The following is a 16201-nucleotide window of genomic DNA, read 5'->3' as shown; positions in this document are numbered from 1 at the left end:
GACAATAGAGAAAAAATAAATAAATGCGGATTATAGGTGATTATTACAGACAGGACGTCATTGCGTTATCCAAAGATTTGCTGGGCAAAATTTTGGTACGACGGTTTGACGATGGTTCCGAATTGCGTGCTAAAATTACCGAGGTGGAGGCATACCGTGGCGAAGAGGATTTGGCCTGCCATGCCAGTAAAGGACGCACCAAACGTACCGAAGTAATGTATCACCAAGGAGGCAGCCTATACGTTTACCTGATTTACGGTATGTATTGGCTCCTCAACATCGTGAGCGGTGAAGCCGGACAGCCACAAGCGATTCTGATTAGAGGACTCGAGAACATAAAGGGCCCCGGGCGTGTGGGCAAAGCTTTGCAGCTGGATAAAAGTTTTTATGGCGAAGATTTAAATCTATCGGAAAGGATATGGCTAGAGCGGCCAACGAAATTGGATCAGCTTTCAATTAAAAAATCGGAGAGGATTGGTGTGGCGTATGCAGGATTGGAATGGGCAAACAAGCAATGGCGCTTTTTTATTTGAAAATAACAAATATCGCTTGTTTGTCCGTAGCGGGATGAGAGCCATTTTATATTAAAACAAATACGCAACATAATTTCCCGGTATTATCATAGCTGCTTCAGCCTTGTTATTGGCTTTTATAAACGATGGTGAGCAGTTCATTTTTTTTAATACCGCCTCTGTTTTATTACCTACGCGGTAAGTTTGCCGCTAACTTGTATGCCTTTACATTTTTTACAGGGAGAATATCAACTTAAACCATAGCTTCTGTTTTAAGTTCCCTTTCATTTTAATTCATTTCGGAATATCTTTACCCCTAAAACAAAATATCATGTCCATGCAAAAACATCTTATTCTACTAATAGCAGCAATATTCATCGGTCAATTGACCTATGCCCAGCTTACCGAAAAGGATCCTTTTGAAAAAATGAACCGGGCGTATGAAGCCAGGCGGCAAGCTATGGAGCAGGACTATGCCAAAAGGATGCAACGTATGCAAAAGGATTACGACGACAAGATGAAACGCATGAACGCCGCCTTTGAAAGCTATTTGAAAAGGGGCTTTAAAGAAGTGGCGCAGACTGAAAAAGAGGTGAAGCCCGTTGAAGTGCCCAAGCCCATCGATCAGCCCCGGTTTGAGCCTAAGGTTGATGCAAGCCTACCAGACAAAGTTGATAAACCGGCTAAGTTCATCGCCCCTAAAATAGTGTTGGAAGATGCGCCCGCTTATTCTATTGCTCCCCCCATAGCCAGCCCCGAAGGAATGGAAAAGTACAAACAGTCACTAAAGATAGATTTCTTTGGGAGTGCTGCTCCTCTTTTTGTAGACAGTCGCACATCAAGCCTGAAACTCTCGACGGTTAAGCCCAAGAGCTTTGCCTCCTATTGGGATGATTTTACCGACACCTACTATCCTATATATATTGAATCGTTGCATGCTTATGCGCAACAAACCAACCTCAACGACTGGGGTATTTATCAGCTCATTGACAAATCTGCCAAGCAGCTCTTTACTTCCTCCAACAACCGCACTATGTGGAAATGGGCCATGCTCAACCAAGCAGGCTATCAGGCCAAGATAGGATACAGCGCTAACACTGTTTACCTGATGCTCCCTTTTATGCAGCAGGTATTCGAGCGCCCTTATTACAGTATTGCCGGAACCAATTACTATCTTATAGACAAGCAACTGGACAAGAAAAAAATATATACTTACGAAGATAACTTTGGCGGCGCCGCAAGGAAAATAGATCTGCATCTGCCCTACAGTTTAAATTTTACCGATGAAACCAACGCTATAAACAAAGGCACAAAATTGCCCAACGATGGCGAAACCTTAACGCTACCAATGGACAAGACCGTGATGGCTTTTTTGGCCAGCTATCCACAAACCGATAACACGGTATATTTAAATGCTGCCATGCAGGGCCCGGTAAAAGATAAACTGTACACATATATTCAAACACGCATGGATGGCATGACAGAAACCGAAGCGGTGAGCTACTTGCTGAATTATCTGCACAACTCCTTTGAGTACAAAACCGATCGCGACCAGTTTGGCAAAGAAAAGATGTTTTTCCCCGACGAGATTTTCTATTACCCCTACTCCGACTGCGAAGACCGTACCGTATTGTTTACCCGACTGGTAAGCGACCTGCTGGGCTTGGACGTAGTGGCCTTGACTTATTTTAGCCACATGGCTGCCGCAGTTTCTTTTACCCGTCCGGTTGAGGGATACAGCTTTGAAGTGGCCGGACAAACCTACACCATCTGCGACCCTACCTTTATTAATGCACCTATAGGAGCGGTAATGCCGGAGTTTGAAGGATACCAGCCTATAGCCATTAAAATTAACAACAACAGGCAAAGCGGTAATATGTGGCAGATGATAGCCCAATGGTTACAGAAAGATAACGAGGGTAAAATATTTATAGGTGAACGACAAATGGCCGAGAATGGTAAATACATCGCTTCGGGTTGGTTTCAGGATAATGTTATCATCAATGGAAGAACCTACCGCGCAGCAGCCGGCACACGCGATCTTTGGTTTGCCACCTTTGATGCAACAGGCCTATTGGAATGGTTCGTTCCCCTGCAATGCTCCAACTATGCTTTTTCTCAGGCTTTTAACTTAGGCAAACAAGGCAACGTTTATGCTCTCATTAATTACGCGGGTTCCATCGGCATTAACCAGCAGCGCATAGGTAACAGCGAATCCCCGGCCCATCTGATGCTGGGATTATCGAACAAAGGGCAGGCTATTTTAAGCGAGAGCATTAACTTTAAAGTACCTGAAGGAAAAAAGCTGGCTTTTTATGGCAAATACCGCCCCGATGGCACAAAAATAGATCTGCTGTCGTTCCCCATCAACAGGGTTCGTTTTGCATCAGATATTACGGTGGATTCCAATAACGAAGTAGTGGTACGCGGTATCGTGGGCGAGATAGAAGGCCTCACAAAGGATGTTCCCATCACCATGTCCGCAGCAACTTACCGTGCCGAAGATCAACTGGAATTGCACCTTAAAAATTTTCAAAAACTGGATGTGAATCGCCATATGGCCAGCCTCTTTGCAGCCATAAAACTATTGTCGAAAAATGGGGGCAGCATGTCCGGACTAACCGTTCGCAACCTCTTGCAAAAGCACAATCCCAATTTCAGAAAACAAAACCCCGATGTATATAAGGGACTCCTCAGCATGCAGTTTGTAGCCAACAAGGGCGGCGTAGTGCAGGTGGAGACCTACAAAGGCAAAAAGGTATCCTTATTTTCGATGCGCATACAAAATAACAGTAACCTGCAAATAATAGAAACTGCCTCGAATGCCTATCAACTTAAATTTTTAAATGGCGTACATGTAGGCAAGGCCATTGTATGGTACAAGTTAAATTCGGTAAGCCTGGCCGCAAACGGCGACATGCTTTTTGATTACGACCGCGACCATAGCAAAAAAATGGTGAATATAAATGAGGTAGTGGAATGATATGGCGGATGATTTCGCACCCAATTAAAGGATAAGTGCCGGGAGGTAGCATCGCTCCGAATGTTAGAAAGTAGATTTAGCTGATAGCAGACCGCAGGTGGAGAATCGCATTTGGTATAACGCGTATCGTAAGGCATGAAGGGGAAAACCAATCAAATATTTCTCCGAGATTTAAGTGGCATGAGAAAGCACATGGGTGCTTTTAAATTTAACATTTAAAATGACCTGAAACAAATACAAGCTTAATTGTTTGCGAAAAACAAACGTGATTTCAATTCGTAAATCATGATCTAAGGGAGACTAACATTTTTTATTTATCTTTATAACTGATTACATGACAAACCATATTGAATTAGAGAACCGGACGAAATAAGTAGACCAAACTAATGAAGAACAAAATACTGCTTTACATTTATCCGCTGATAATTATTATTCCATTGGCATTGCTGATGCTGAGGCCTAACTCCTTCAACCTTATTCCCTACACAATTTATCATGCCTTCTCGGTAAAATCCATTACCGAGCAAGAATTTATACTTTGGTTCGATTTGGGTTTTTTGGGCATTATGTATTGGCTGGTGCTTAGGGTGGTTTATCGGATTATGAATTGGGGTAAGAAATAAGCGAATGAAAAATTACGATTTAATAGTTATAGGCTCAGGGCCGGCCGGTTTTTCGGCGGCCATGCGGGCATTGGATTTTGGTTTAAGTATTTGCATTGTGGAAGGGGCTCACCTGGGCGGGGCAGGTGTTATGAATGGTGCCCTCACCTCCAAAACGATGTACGAGCTAAGCATGGATTATGCCGTCGCCGCCCGTACCGACAGGGGATACCGATCGGGAAGTCTGAGCGTTGACTTTGGGCAGGTGATAAAAACGGTGATGCAGGCCGCTAAGGAAAAGCAATATCAGATGTTGAGCCAAATAGAGACTTTTTCGGATGGAAAACCTTACCCCGGCTCTTTATGCTTAAAAAGAGGCTGGGCAAAATTTATCGATTCCCATACCATATCCGTCACCGGAAAACAAGGCACGGAAACCCTGAAAGCAAAAAGCTTTGTGATTGCTACCGGGGCTCGTCCACGCCATGCGCCGGGCCTGGATATCGACCACGAAAGAATTATCGATTCCGATGATTTGCTGAAGCTCACCAAGTTTCCGGAGCGCATGCTCATCGTTGGTTCGGGAATCATAGGTTGCGAAATGGCCACCATATTTAGCAACTTTAAACAAACCGAAGTGCACTTGCTCGATAGAGCCAACCGGGTATTACCCTACGAAGATGACGACGTGAGTTCCTTTGTGTCCAAAAATCTGGAAGACAATGGGGTTATCATTCACCATACGGCACACCTACGAACCATTAACAAACATCCAAACCATCTGGAGGTAATCCTGGATTACGATGATGGCCACAGCAAGGTGATTGAAGTAGATGTGGCACTTGTGGCCATCGGCAGGGTGCCGAACACAGACAATTTAGGACTGGAGGAGATTGGCGTAACAACCACCGAGCGGGGTACCCTGGAAATTGCCGACCATTGCGTATTGCGCGATGCCAACAATACATGCCATATTTATGCCGCAGGCGATATTACAGGACATGCACAACTCTACAGTGTAGCAGAGTTTCAGGGCAGACTCGCGTCGGAACAGATAGCCGATACGCCCTGCTATCCGATGGACTATTCGCATATGTCCACCCTCATGTTCTTTAAGCCGGAGGTAGCGTCGGTGGGGCGCAATGAAAAGCAATTGCGCGCAGCAAATACGCCCTATAAAGTAGCTTATTACTCCAACCAATTGGTTAACCGAGCCATTGCCATGCGCAGCACCATGGGTTTTATTAAAATTATTGTGAGCAATGGCGACGAACCCAAAATACTGGGCATGCGCGCCGGTGGGCCACAAGCTTCGGCCTATATTGTTTCGGTGGCACACCTAATCAATCAGGGCAACAGCCTGGTTGAAGTGCTGCGCATCTTTTACCCCCACCCCAGTCTGGCCGAAGGAATCCAAGAGTGCCTGCGAACACTAAGTGGCAAGTCCATCTACAAACCGGAGGCTTTTCCGGAATTTATCAAATTTAAAGAATGGAAGCCGGAGGTGAAGCGATGAAGTGGAATAAACCTACCGCCTGGATTGTTGCCGTGCCTACCATGCTCATAGCTTCCTATGCACTTTTGCCCGCGTATCTGCAAAATTCCATCCGCTATTTGTTTCCGGGCATCCAGGATCATCGAATTTTTGAGAACAGAGAGGTAAAAGCCAACAGTCCCATCCCCTGGGAATTGGCCTCCGATTATATGCAACACAGTCTGCTAAAATCGGAACGCGATACCCTGGAACATTACAAATCGGTAGCTTATCTTATTATTCAAAATAACGCCATCGTTTACGAAGAGTATTGGGATGGGTATGGTCCCGGCTCACTGTCTAACTCCTTCTCTGCCGCCAAAAGCATTGTAGGTCTGCTTATAGGCGTTGCCATTGACGAAGGTCTTATCGAAGATGTGGAGCAAGCCGTAGGGGATTTTATCCCGGAATACAATACGCCACCAAACAAGCAACTTAAAATAAAGCATTTGCTTACCATGAGCTCGGGACTCAACTGGAACGAAAGCTATGCCAACCCATTTTCGATCACCACCAAAGCCTATTATGGAAAAAAGGTAAATCAATTGGTGAAAAACCTTACTGTGATAGAAACTCCCGGCAAGGAGTTCCATTATAAAAGTGGCGATACGCAGTTGCTATCCCTTATCCTTAAAAAAGCTACCGGAAAATCATTATCGGCCTATGCCTCCGAAAAACTATGGACACCACTTGGGGCAGAAAAAGCGGCTCTTTGGAGTTTAGATAAAAATAGAGGCGACGAAAAAGCATATTGCTGCTTTAACAGCAATGCAAGGGATTTTGCACGCTTAGGAAAACTAATACTCAATAATGGCATGATGAACGGAAAACAATTGGTACCGACTAAATACATTAAGGAATCTATTTCTCCGGCTAGGCACTTGGTACACCACGAAGATAAAAAACCGGTTGACTTTTACGGCTATCAATGGTGGATCCTACATCACGAAGGCGATACAATACCGTATGCCCGGGGCATTTACGGGCAGTATATATTTGCGTTAAAAAATCACAATGCCGTTGTGGTCCGTTTGGGCCATGAGCGCAACAACAGGTATATAAACCATCATCCGGCAGAGATATTCAGTTACGTTTCTACAGCAAAAAGGATATTGGAGGAGCGGTAGAAAAACTGATAAGATATATTGAATCTGGTTTTTATTTATTTTAAGCGCATTTTGTTCCCTTTGGGTGTAACGAGAGTAATAGCAGAAAAATTATAATTTAAACCGACTCTTATGACAATCTATACGAATCAATAACTTTTTTAAGGTAAACTTTCTTTGTTTGCGTACAAATTAATGTTGTTGATAACTGTATGTATCGGAAACATTGTATTTAGCCCACCAAATGTTTCATCTTTAATATCTTTTCTTTGAATAACAGTTATATATTTATCCGGAGTAGCCTTTACAGAAACAGGCTCAGAAATATTTCCGTCATAATCAACCGCACAAAGCTCAAACGTATATTGCGTACCATTTATTAAATTTTCAACTTTCTTCTCATTCTTATAGGTCACTTCTTTTGGTGTATCGCCATATAAAACCGCTCCATACGAAATTATTGTAAATGCAAAATCTTCATCAGAAGGATTAATCCATTTCAACAAAACGGCACTATTTAGTGCTTGGACTGTCACCCCCGTTACTTGCCCTGGTGGTATTGTGTCCGAATCTTCCTGCTTACTGCACGATGTTGCATGCAAAATTAGTCCTAATAAAATAGTACCTGAACAAATTTTTCTTATCGAGCATTGCGGATAATATCTACTAATTTCGAGTAATTTTTGTTGGATACGGCTGGTATATTTTAAGCCATACAGCTTAAAATAACAGAAAAGCACTTTCTCGGCCCGTCCCTTCATAAATACAAACTTAGTAGAATTAATACGCTCTGGAATTTACCCCTTCTATAAAATTAATATAGGAGGTGTTTACCACTTTATTACCACCCGGGGTGGGGTAATTGCCTGTAAAGTACCAGTCCCCTTTATCGTTGGGGCAGGCTATGTGCAGGTTTTCAATGGTTTGATACACAATAGCCACTTCGGCATCAATATTGTCCGGTGTTAGCATTTCGGCAATTTTGTCCGAAACCTCTTGCGCTGTAAATGGTTTGTATATTTCTTTTACGTAATTTACAATCTCCTCTTTTGGCAGGTTTTGCTGCTCCTTACATTTTTTATACACCTCATCAATTACCTGCTGCATGCCCCTCTCCTTTAGTAAGGCGATGGCAGCCTGGAAAGCACAAAAATCACCCAGCTTGGCCATATCTATTCCGTAACAATCCGGGTACCTGATTTGAGGGGCCGACGAAACGATAATAATCTTTTTGGGGTGCAGCCTGTCCAAAATGCTTAGGATACTCTTTTTAAGTGTAGTGCCTCTAACAATTGAGTCATCAATGATAACTAATGTATCCTCCTGATTTTTTACCACACCGTAAGTTACATCATATACGTGCGCCACCAGATCGTCACGACTTTGGTCGTCGGCGATAAAGGTACGCATCTTAACGTCTTTCACCGCAATCTTCTCTATCCTGGGTTCTTTTTGGATGATGTCCTGCAACTTTTGGTCTGTAATATCCGCTCCCAATTGCTTAATCTGTTCCATTTTATTTTTATCGCACTCTTCCCTTATCGCACCCACCATGCCGTAAAAAGCTGTTTCGGCAGTATTGGGGATGTAGGAGAACACGGTTTTATCCAGATCGTAATCCACCATCTTAAGCAAGATGGGGGCCAGGAGCCGCCCCAGCATCTTCCGTTCCTGATAGATATCTTTATCGCTGCCACGCGAGAAGTAAATACGCTCGAAGGAACAAGATCTGCGCTCCTGTGGCACGCGCACCAGTTCTTCAGATACCTCGCCATTCTTTTTTACTACCAGCGCGTATCCGGGCTTAAGTTCCTGCACATCGCGATACGCCACATTCATAGCCGTTTGAATTACAGCCCGCTCCGAGGCCACCACTACTACCTCATCGTCGATGTAATAAGATGCCGGACGTATACCCCAGGGGTCGCGCGTAACAAAGGCATCGCCATGGCCAAACATACCGGCTACTACATATCCGCCATCCCACTTGCGACTGGATCGTTCAAGTATTTGTTTTACATCAAGGCTGTCCTCTATCTTATGCGATATCTCGCGATTACTGTATCCCTCGTTTTTATATTGACGAAAGAGTAATTGGTTTTCCTCATCCAGAAAATGCCCCAGGTTTTCGAGCATAGTCACCGTATCCGTAAAATCTTTGGGGTGCTGTCCCAGATCTTCAAGGTTACGGAATATCTCATCTACATTGGTGAGGTTAAAGTTGCCTGCCAGCACGAGGTTACGCGAGCGCCAGTTGTTTTCGCGCATTACGGGATGCACATAATCGATACTGCTACGCCCAAAAGTTCCATAACGCAGGTGTCCCAAATAAAGCTCTGCACAAAAAGGTACGTTTCCTTTAGCCCATATAGGATCATTGATTAAATCAGTATTACTTCCATTTACTTTTGCTATGGAATCGTTAATACCCTGAAAAACATCCTGAATGGGATTACTTTTGTTAGAACGCCTACGAGAAAGGTATTTGGTACCCGATTTCTGATCGAGCTTTAAGCTGGCTACCCCGGCGCCATCCTGCCCTCTGTTGTGCTGCTTCTCCATTAAGAGGTAAAGCTTATGCAGTCCGTACTTCCAGGTGCCGTACTTCTCTTTGTAATACTCCAAGGGCTTGCGTAACCTGATTAATACGAAACCACACTCGTGCTTTATTTGATCACTCATTTTTTTAAGAGGTTAACATATTTTTATAAGGCGCAAATTTATTCTATTTTTTTGGCATAGCCAACACGTGCCGCGTTTAGATTTCGTAAAAAAACCTAAGAACTTCTACCCGTTATTAACGTAGTTAAAATCCTCTGTGTTAAAAACTAAAACACCAACGTGCAGTGCAGCATTCAAAAATTTAACACAGAGGGTAATGTGATAGATATGTTGCTAAGAACAAAGTTGAAAAGCACGGCTTAAACCAACCTCCATTCACTTTTCAAAGAAGCACGGCGTACACAGAGATAGGTTAGCTGGGCAAAAAAATGTGTATTGCGACCGGCGGTACAAGTACATACCCATCTTCATACTACTCCTACTTATGCCTCCTCTTTAATTCCCTTGCCAAATCCTCGATGCGGTATCCTTTGTGGGTCAACAATACGATAAGGTGGTACAGGAGATCGGCTCCTTCGTACAGAAAGTTTTCATCATCGTTGGCCATGGCCCCAATCACCGTTTCAATGGCTTCTTCACCAACTTTTTGAGTAATGGTACGCGTTCCCTTGTTAAAAAGAGAAGTAGTGTAGGAGCCTTCGGGCATCTCTTGTTTGCGTTGATCTATAAAATCCTGGAGGTGCGTAAGAAATGTGATATCGGCCTCGTTGCTTTCATTGAAACAAGTATCGGCACCGGTATGGCAAACAGGCCCCACCGGATTGGCTTTAATCAACAGGGTATCCTTATCACAATCGATGCTTGCAGAAACCACATTTAAAAAATTACCCGACTCTTCGCCTTTGGTCCATAGGCGCTGCTTGGTGCGGCTATAAAAAGTGACCTTACCTTCTGCCCGTGTTTTATCAAAGGCTTCCTGATTCATAAAACCGAGCATCAATACTTTATTGGTATTCGCATCCTGAATGATGGCCGGAACCAGACCATTCCCTAATTTTTCAAAATCTATTTTCATGGCTTATAGTATCATGATGATAAACACGGAGGCACTGCGGCACAGGGTGTTATTATGGTTTGAATTTTTCTTTTACAATCTTACGTTTATTCCCTCGGCCATCAAATAGCGTTTTAAATCGGGGATGGCGATTTCTTTGTAGTGGAAAATGCTGGCTGCCAGTCCGGCATCGGCTTTTCCCAGGGTAAAAACGTCTTTAAAGTGCTCCATGCTGCCCGCTCCGCCACTGGCGATAATGGGTATGGATAAATCTTCCGACATCCTGGCCAAGGCTTCATTAGCAAAACCTTGCTTCACCCCGTCGTGATCCATGGAAGTAAAGAGTATTTCGCCGGCACCTCTTTCCTCCGCTTCTTTAGCCCAGGGGAACAGTCGTTTTTCGGTAGGGATGCGACCTCCGTTTACGGTCACTATCCATTCGTCGCCGTCGAAATGTTTGGCATCGATAGCCACCACTACAAACTGGCTTCCAAAATTAAGTGCCATATCGTTGATAAGCTGTGGATTTTTAACGGCAGAGGAATTGATGCTAATTTTATCCGCTCCGGCGTTCAGGAGCGCTTCGGCATCTTTTATTTCGCTGATACCCCCACCAACGGTAAAGGGGATGTTGATGTGTTGGGCAATGCGTTTTACGAGATCCACAAATGTTTTGCGTCCTTCGTGGGTGGCGGTAATATCCAGAAACACCAATTCATCGGCACCTTGCTGCGCATATAAAGCACCCAGCTCCACAGGATCACCCACTTCTTTGATACCGACAAACTTAATTCCTTTAACGGTCATCCCGTTTTTTATATCCAAACAGGGAATAATTCTCTTTGCCAACATTATGCGTATTTTTCTAACTGTTTTAAACTTATCTTTCCTTCGTAAATAGCTTTACCGGTTATTACAGCGGGCACCTTGGCTTCAATCAATTGGTTAATATCGTGCAAGCTGCTAAGCCCACCGCTGGCCACGAGGTATAAATCAGGAAATTCGGTTAATATCTTTTTATAGAGAGTTGTTGCCGGCCCTTGCAACATACCATCTTTACTGATGTCGGTACATATAACCTTAGTAATTCCGTTGGATATGTAGTCCTTTATAAAAGGAATCAATTTAAGGTCAGAGGTCTCTGTCCACCCGGATACGGCAATCATCTCATCTTTTACGTCGGCGCCCAGAATAATTTTATCAGCACCATATCTCTCTATCCATTTGGTAAAAACGGGTTTGTTTTTTACTGCAATGCTTCCTCCCGTAATCATCTGTGCTCCACTACCAAAGGCAATCTTCAAATCTTCGTCGGTTTTTAAGCCTCCTCCAAAATCAATCAGCAAATTGGTTTTTGTTGCTATGCTTTCCAACACTTTATAATTGATAATGTGGCCTGCTTTTGCACCATCCAAATCTACCAGGTGCAACCTTTTTATTCCGTGATCCTGAAACATCTGCGCTACTTCGAGTGGGTTTTCGTTATACACCTTTTTTTGCGCATAATCGCCCTGACTCAATCTTACACACTTGCCATCGATAATGTCTATTGCCGGGATTATATCTATTAATGCCATTTTATAGTTTTATAAAATTTTCTACTATTCGTGAACCTGCATCACCACTCTTTTCGGGATGGAACTGCGTTGCGTAAAAATTATCCTTATGTAAGGCCGAACTGAATGGTAAAATATATGGGGTAGTTGCCGCCGTATGTCGGCCCCGTGCCACATAATAACTATGCACAAAATACACGTATTCGCCTTCCAATGAAGCATCAAACAATTGACTGTTGACCGCCGTGATGGTGTTCCAGCCCATGTGTGGCACTTTAATATTCTTTGTATTAGGATAGGGCAGCACGAACTTTTTTACCGGCTCATCAAATATACCCAAACAAGGCACATCGCCCTCTTCGGAGTGACTGCACATAAGCTGCATACCCAAACAAATACCCAAAACGGGTTGCTTTAGATTTACGATTAACTGATCCAGCTTATTATCTTTAAGATAGCGCATGGTAGAACTGGCCTCCCCTACCCCCGGGAATATTACCTTATCGGCATTTTTTATTTCTTCAGGATGCGCCGTAATATTATGTTCTACGCCCAAACGATCCAAGGCAAAACTTACCGAGCGGATGTTTCCGGCATTATATTTTATGATGGCTATTTTCATTCGTTTTTTATACTTAATACAGGCAAGCAATAGAGAATGGTCTGTTAAAAAAACAGGCTAAAACAGGGAACGGTTCCTTATTTTGCGCTATGCGGATAAAGAACCGTTCCTTAATTCATTCCTTTAATAACCTTTCAATTTTTGCTTTCATATCGTCAAACTCCTGGCGCTTAAACAGGCGGGTGAGATATACAATTTTACCCTCTCTATCTATAATTACATTGCGTGTTATGCCCGATTTTTTGAGCGCGTACAACTCAAAAATATCGCCTCCCGGATCCAATGCCAACGGATAGGTAATACCCGTTGCTTCGCTCAATGCTTTCAGTTTTTCAAGTGGCTCGTCCCTGTCAACACCAATCAGTACCAGACCCTTATCCTTATGCATCTGCCATATTTCCTTTTCGATAAAAGGCATCTCCTTGCGGCATACGCCACACCAACTGGCCGTAAACTGAAGCATCACCACCTTGCCTCTGTGGTCGGACAATTTAAAAGTTTTTCCATTATCCAGGGTAGTGATAAAATCCGGCGCCATATCGCCTACTTTAACAATATACCCTCTGTCATTTTTATTTTCCGCGGCTTCTGTTGCCATTGAAAACATACTTATCGCGACTATTAAGCAAAAAACTTTAAACATAGTTGTGCTAATTAAAAATTATGGTTCTGTTTTTATACACCAAAGTCTTACGTTCAATATGGGCTTTAACAGCTCTGGACAATACTATCTTTTCCACGTCCTTACCTTTTTGAATAAGGTCTTTAACTGAATCGTGATGCGATATCCGCGCAATATCCTGTTCAATAATAGGGCCGGCATCCAAATCGGAAGTAACATAATGACTGGTTGCCCCAATAATTTTAACACCCCGTTTGTGGGCGGCATGGTAGGGTCTGGCACCGGCAAAAGCCGGCAAAAAGGAATGGTGTATGTTAATTACCTTTTCGGGATAATGATTGATAAAATCCTGTGACAACACTTGCATGTATCTGGCCAGCACAACAAAATCAATTTTGTAGCTTTGTAATATCTCAATTTCTTTTTTTTCCTGTTCGGCTTTGGTTTCGGCGGTGATAGGTATGTGTACAAAGTCTATTCCGAATTGCCTGGCCACCGGCTCAAGGATATTGTGATTTCCGATGACCACCGGAATTTTCACCTTGAACTCTCCACTTTGGTAACGCGCCAATAAATCGTATAAACAGTGCGAAGCTTTTGACACGAAAATGGCCATTCTGGGAACCTCATCGGTAAAATTTAAAGTCCATTTCATTTGATAAGGATCGCCCAGGAACTTTTGAAATGTGGGTCGTATTTCTTCGCGGGGCATATTGAACCCTCTCAGATCCCAGGATACGCGCATCGAAAAAAGATTATCTTCGTGATCCACATGTTGATCTACGCTAATAATATTACCGTGGTGAAGGTTGATAAAATCGGTTACCCTGGCCACAATCCCCTTTTGGTCGGGACAATGAATTTTTATGATAGCTGTGTTTTCGTTATTTTCCATTCGGCTGAATATTGTGCTAAAATTGCTGGGATATTTGCTGATTTTTTTTGATGCGGCAAAAATACTTATTTATTGTAAGACCTGAAATTATTGCGTGATATTTGTCATGGTTTCATGAAATATAGCAATTAAACCTTGCTATCCTATGATGTCCTTTACAAACGACTTAATATTGGTATGCAGGTCGCCTGGCTGAGCCAATAGCTTAACAAAGGCACTTCCAATAATGGCGCCATCGGCATATTTACAGGTTTCCTGATAGGATGTTTTATCGCTGATGCCAAAGCCGATGAGCACGGGATTTTTTAGGTTGAGCTTTTTCACCCTGTCGAAATAAGCCAACTGTGCCTCACTAATTCCCTTTTTTACCCCGGTAACGGCAGCCGACGAAACCATATAGATAAAAGCGTTGGTATTTTTGTCAATCAGTTTTATCCTTTCGTTGGGTGTTTGGGGCGTGATTAAAAAAATATTACTCACTCCGTATTTGTCGAAGGTATCCTTGTAATGGTTTAAATACTCCTGAAAGGGCAGATCGGGGAGTATGACAGCATCGATGCCCACCTCGCTGCATTTTTTGGCAAAAGACTCAATGCCATATTTATGAACGTTATTAATATATCCCATTAATACTAAGGGCATTTTAATTTTTGAGCGCACATTGGCCAACTGCTCAAACAGCACCTTAAGGCTCATGCCATTGTTAAGAGCCGTTTGGCCGCTATGTTGTATCGTTGGTCCATCGGCCAAAGGGTCAGAAAAAGGGATGCCTATTTCCACCACGCCCACGCCCGCTTCTTCAAGCGATTCCAAAACCGGAAGGGTATCTTCTAAATTTGGGTAGCCCGCAGTAAAATAAATAGACAGGATATCTTTTTTATCTTGAAACAATTGTTGTATGCGATTCATATTGAAATATTGTTGGTGTTCGTTTTAAAAATTATAGGTATTGTTATTTGCTGATAATTGATGCTGATTTCTTTGGGAACATGGTGCAAAAAAATTAACCATAGAGGCACAAAGATCACAAAGAATCATGGTGTGCATAGTGCCTTCTTCGTGAACATGGTGGCTAAATAGTAAACGCAAAGGGCGCAATGCATAAACAAAGAACGCAAAGAAACATTGCGAACATTGTGTCGCCTTTGTGTACAGCGTGGTTAATATTCACAAACAGTATGGGATAAATCATACATTTCCAAGAAGAACCCGGGCTGTAACAAAATCATTTGTATTTCTCTAATAAATAATCTCCAATCTCTTTTTTATAATCTAAAAGCATAGGCATTTGAACGCCTGTTGACATACTTTTTACAGAAGAAGAAATTTCGATTTCATCTTTTGGTTCGGATGATTCCATATCAATTAACGATTTAAGATATGATTCTATCATTCTCGAAAGGCTTATCCTATGTAAAAACGCATAACCTTTAGCTTTATCAATTACATCTTTATCTATCTTTATTTTCAATTCTGCATCCATAATAAATTATTTTACAAGGACCGGCAACATCCTAAACTTACTTCCTGGCCATTGCCAAGCCCAATCCCAACAGAGCCAGCACGCTCACTTTACCATATTTTGTTATCTTCCAAAATCTGGCGCTGTTCAAATATTTCGATAGTTTGCCCGACAAGAGCGAGATCAACCCAAAGATAACAAGGCCTTGGAGCATGAAAATAATACCCAGGATAATCATTTGCACCGTAACTGAAAAACCATCCGTTACCACAAACTGCGGCAGCAGAGCCATAAAAAACAGTGCCACCTTTGGGTTTAGCACATTCATTAAAAAACCTTTTCGGGCCAGTTTTAAAAAGCTTGTTTCGTGTTCCACGGGTTTGCGTTTCACCTCAATTTCCAGGCGTTTTTCGTTGTAAGCCTGATAGGCCATGTAAAACAGGTAGGCCGCTCCCAAATATTTAACAACGGAAAAAGCCAAAGCCGATTTTTGTATGATGATGGAAACCCCCGTTGCCGCCGCCAAAGTATGCACCAGCACACCAGAACAAAGCCCTACCGAAATGGCAAAACCGTTGCGCTGGCCTTTGGTAAGGCTTTCGGTGAGTACGAATATATTATCCGGCCCCGGCATTAAGGTAAGCAAAATGGCTGCTCCCAAAAACGATAATGTGGCTGCAAGCTCCATGAT

General features: G+C 42.9%; 16 protein-coding genes. 5 read left to right on the top strand and 11 right to left on the bottom strand.

The window, feature by feature from the left end:
* Positions 1-23 precede the first annotated feature (23 nt).
* The 5 genes from FN809_RS11425 to FN809_RS11405 all read left to right on the top strand — a co-directional run bounded on the left by FN809_RS11425 (position 24) and on the right by FN809_RS11405 (position 6758).
* Positions 24-533, top strand: coding sequence for a DNA-3-methyladenine glycosylase (locus FN809_RS11425; protein ID WP_142533648.1), 510 nt, complete (start codon positions 24-26; stop codon positions 531-533).
* A 310-nt stretch (positions 534-843) separates the two neighbouring features.
* Positions 844-3495, top strand: coding sequence for a hypothetical protein (locus FN809_RS11420; protein ID WP_142533647.1), 2652 nt, complete (start codon positions 844-846; stop codon positions 3493-3495).
* A gap of 386 nt (positions 3496-3881) precedes the next feature.
* Positions 3882-4118, top strand: a complete 237-nt coding sequence (locus FN809_RS11415; RefSeq protein ID WP_142533646.1) for a hypothetical protein — start codon at positions 3882-3884, stop codon at positions 4116-4118.
* A 4-nt stretch (positions 4119-4122) separates the two neighbouring features.
* On the top strand, positions 4123-5613 hold the full coding sequence (locus tag FN809_RS11410; RefSeq protein ID WP_142533645.1) for a dihydrolipoyl dehydrogenase family protein: 1491 nt from the start codon (positions 4123-4125) through the stop codon (positions 5611-5613).
* Entirely contained in the window at positions 5589-6758 is a 1170-nt protein-coding gene (locus FN809_RS11405) for a serine hydrolase domain-containing protein (RefSeq protein WP_221929413.1), read from the top strand. Before FN809_RS11410 ends, FN809_RS11405 begins: the two co-directional genes overlap by 25 nt.
* A gap of 140 nt (positions 6759-6898) precedes the next feature.
* On the opposite strand, the gene FN809_RS11400 is transcribed toward FN809_RS11405, so the two are convergent.
* The 11 genes from FN809_RS11400 to FN809_RS11350 form a co-directional block, all read right to left on the bottom strand.
* On the bottom strand, positions 6899-7498 hold the full coding sequence (locus tag FN809_RS11400; protein ID WP_142533644.1) for a DUF4959 domain-containing protein: 600 nt from the start codon (positions 7496-7498) through the stop codon (positions 6899-6901).
* Positions 7499-7517: 19 nt separating this feature from the next.
* The gene (locus FN809_RS11395; protein ID WP_142533643.1) at positions 7518-9419 is read right to left on the bottom strand and encodes an amidophosphoribosyltransferase; all 1902 of its coding nucleotides are present in this window, start codon (positions 9417-9419) and stop codon (positions 7518-7520) included.
* Between the two features lie 358 nt (positions 9420-9777).
* Positions 9778-10374, bottom strand: a complete 597-nt coding sequence (gene hisIE / locus FN809_RS11390) for a bifunctional phosphoribosyl-AMP cyclohydrolase/phosphoribosyl-ATP diphosphatase HisIE (RefSeq protein WP_142533642.1) — start codon at positions 10372-10374, stop codon at positions 9778-9780.
* 72 nt (positions 10375-10446) lie between these two features.
* On the bottom strand, positions 10447-11205 hold the full coding sequence (gene hisF / locus FN809_RS11385; protein WP_142533641.1) for an imidazole glycerol phosphate synthase subunit HisF: 759 nt from the start codon (positions 11203-11205) through the stop codon (positions 10447-10449).
* Positions 11205-11930, bottom strand: coding sequence for a 1-(5-phosphoribosyl)-5-[(5-phosphoribosylamino)methylideneamino]imidazole-4-carboxamide isomerase (gene hisA / locus FN809_RS11380; RefSeq protein ID WP_142533640.1), 726 nt, complete (start codon positions 11928-11930; stop codon positions 11205-11207). The genes hisF and hisA overlap by 1 nt, the downstream gene beginning before the upstream one ends.
* A gap of 1 nt (position 11931) precedes the next feature.
* On the bottom strand, positions 11932-12531 hold the full coding sequence (gene hisH / locus FN809_RS11375) for an imidazole glycerol phosphate synthase subunit HisH (RefSeq protein ID WP_142533639.1): 600 nt from the start codon (positions 12529-12531) through the stop codon (positions 11932-11934).
* Positions 12532-12646: 115 nt separating this feature from the next.
* A complete protein-coding gene (locus FN809_RS11370; RefSeq protein WP_246095587.1) occupies positions 12647-13129 on the bottom strand; it encodes a TlpA family protein disulfide reductase in 483 nt (160 codons plus the stop codon).
* A 52-nt stretch (positions 13130-13181) separates the two neighbouring features.
* Positions 13182-14048 (bottom strand): formyltetrahydrofolate deformylase, encoded by an 867-nt coding sequence (purU, locus tag FN809_RS11365; RefSeq protein ID WP_142533638.1) that lies wholly within the window; start codon positions 14046-14048, stop codon positions 13182-13184.
* A 138-nt stretch (positions 14049-14186) separates the two neighbouring features.
* Positions 14187-14957 (bottom strand): tryptophan synthase subunit alpha, encoded by a 771-nt coding sequence (gene trpA / locus FN809_RS11360; RefSeq protein ID WP_142533637.1) that lies wholly within the window; start codon positions 14955-14957, stop codon positions 14187-14189.
* A gap of 316 nt (positions 14958-15273) precedes the next feature.
* Complete coding sequence (locus FN809_RS11355) at positions 15274-15531, bottom strand: DUF6364 family protein (RefSeq protein WP_142533636.1); 258 nt, start codon at positions 15529-15531, stop codon at positions 15274-15276.
* 37 nt (positions 15532-15568) lie between these two features.
* Positions 15569-16198: a LysE family translocator gene (locus tag FN809_RS11350; protein ID WP_142533635.1), complete on the bottom strand. Its 630-nt coding sequence runs from the start codon at positions 16196-16198 to the stop codon at positions 15569-15571.
* Between the last annotated feature and the right edge of the window lie 3 nt (positions 16199-16201).

It is taken from the genome of Saccharicrinis carchari (assembly GCF_900182605.1).
Taxonomy (GTDB): domain Bacteria; phylum Bacteroidota; class Bacteroidia; order Bacteroidales; family Marinilabiliaceae; genus Saccharicrinis; species Saccharicrinis carchari.
This window is presented reverse-complemented; position numbering and strand designations above follow the sequence as displayed.

Bases quoted from the DNA above. Each gene is read 5' to 3' on its own strand.
- FN809_RS11350 (WP_142533635.1), bottom strand. From the start codon at position 16,198: ATGGAGCTTGCAGCCACATTATCGTTTTTGGGAGCAGCCATTTTGCTT.
- trpA (WP_142533637.1), bottom strand. From the start codon at position 14,957: ATGAATCGCATACAACAATTGTTTCAAGATAAAAAAGATATCCTGTCT.
- FN809_RS11415 (WP_142533646.1), top strand. From the start codon at position 3,882: ATGAAGAACAAAATACTGCTTTACATTTATCCGCTGATAATTATTATT.
- hisIE (WP_142533642.1), bottom strand. From the start codon at position 10,374: ATGAAAATAGATTTTGAAAAATTAGGGAATGGTCTGGTTCCGGCCATC.
- FN809_RS11395 (WP_142533643.1), bottom strand. From the start codon at position 9,419: ATGAGTGATCAAATAAAGCACGAGTGTGGTTTCGTATTAATCAGGTTA.
- purU (WP_142533638.1), bottom strand. From the start codon at position 14,048: ATGGAAAATAACGAAAACACAGCTATCATAAAAATTCATTGTCCCGAC.
- FN809_RS11410 (WP_142533645.1), top strand. From the start codon at position 4,123: ATGAAAAATTACGATTTAATAGTTATAGGCTCAGGGCCGGCCGGTTTT.
- FN809_RS11405 (WP_221929413.1), top strand. From the start codon at position 5,589: ATGGAAGCCGGAGGTGAAGCGATGAAGTGGAATAAACCTACCGCCTGG.
- FN809_RS11420 (WP_142533647.1), top strand. From the start codon at position 844: ATGTCCATGCAAAAACATCTTATTCTACTAATAGCAGCAATATTCATC.
- FN809_RS11370 (WP_246095587.1), bottom strand. From the start codon at position 13,129: ATGGCAACAGAAGCCGCGGAAAATAAAAATGACAGAGGGTATATTGTT.
- hisF (WP_142533641.1), bottom strand. From the start codon at position 11,205: ATGTTGGCAAAGAGAATTATTCCCTGTTTGGATATAAAAAACGGGATG.
- FN809_RS11400 (WP_142533644.1), bottom strand. From the start codon at position 7,498: ATGAAGGGACGGGCCGAGAAAGTGCTTTTCTGTTATTTTAAGCTGTAT.
- hisA (WP_142533640.1), bottom strand. From the start codon at position 11,930: ATGGCATTAATAGATATAATCCCGGCAATAGACATTATCGATGGCAAG.
- hisH (WP_142533639.1), bottom strand. From the start codon at position 12,531: ATGAAAATAGCCATCATAAAATATAATGCCGGAAACATCCGCTCGGTA.
- FN809_RS11425 (WP_142533648.1), top strand. From the start codon at position 24: ATGCGGATTATAGGTGATTATTACAGACAGGACGTCATTGCGTTATCC.
- FN809_RS11355 (WP_142533636.1), bottom strand. From the start codon at position 15,531: ATGGATGCAGAATTGAAAATAAAGATAGATAAAGATGTAATTGATAAA.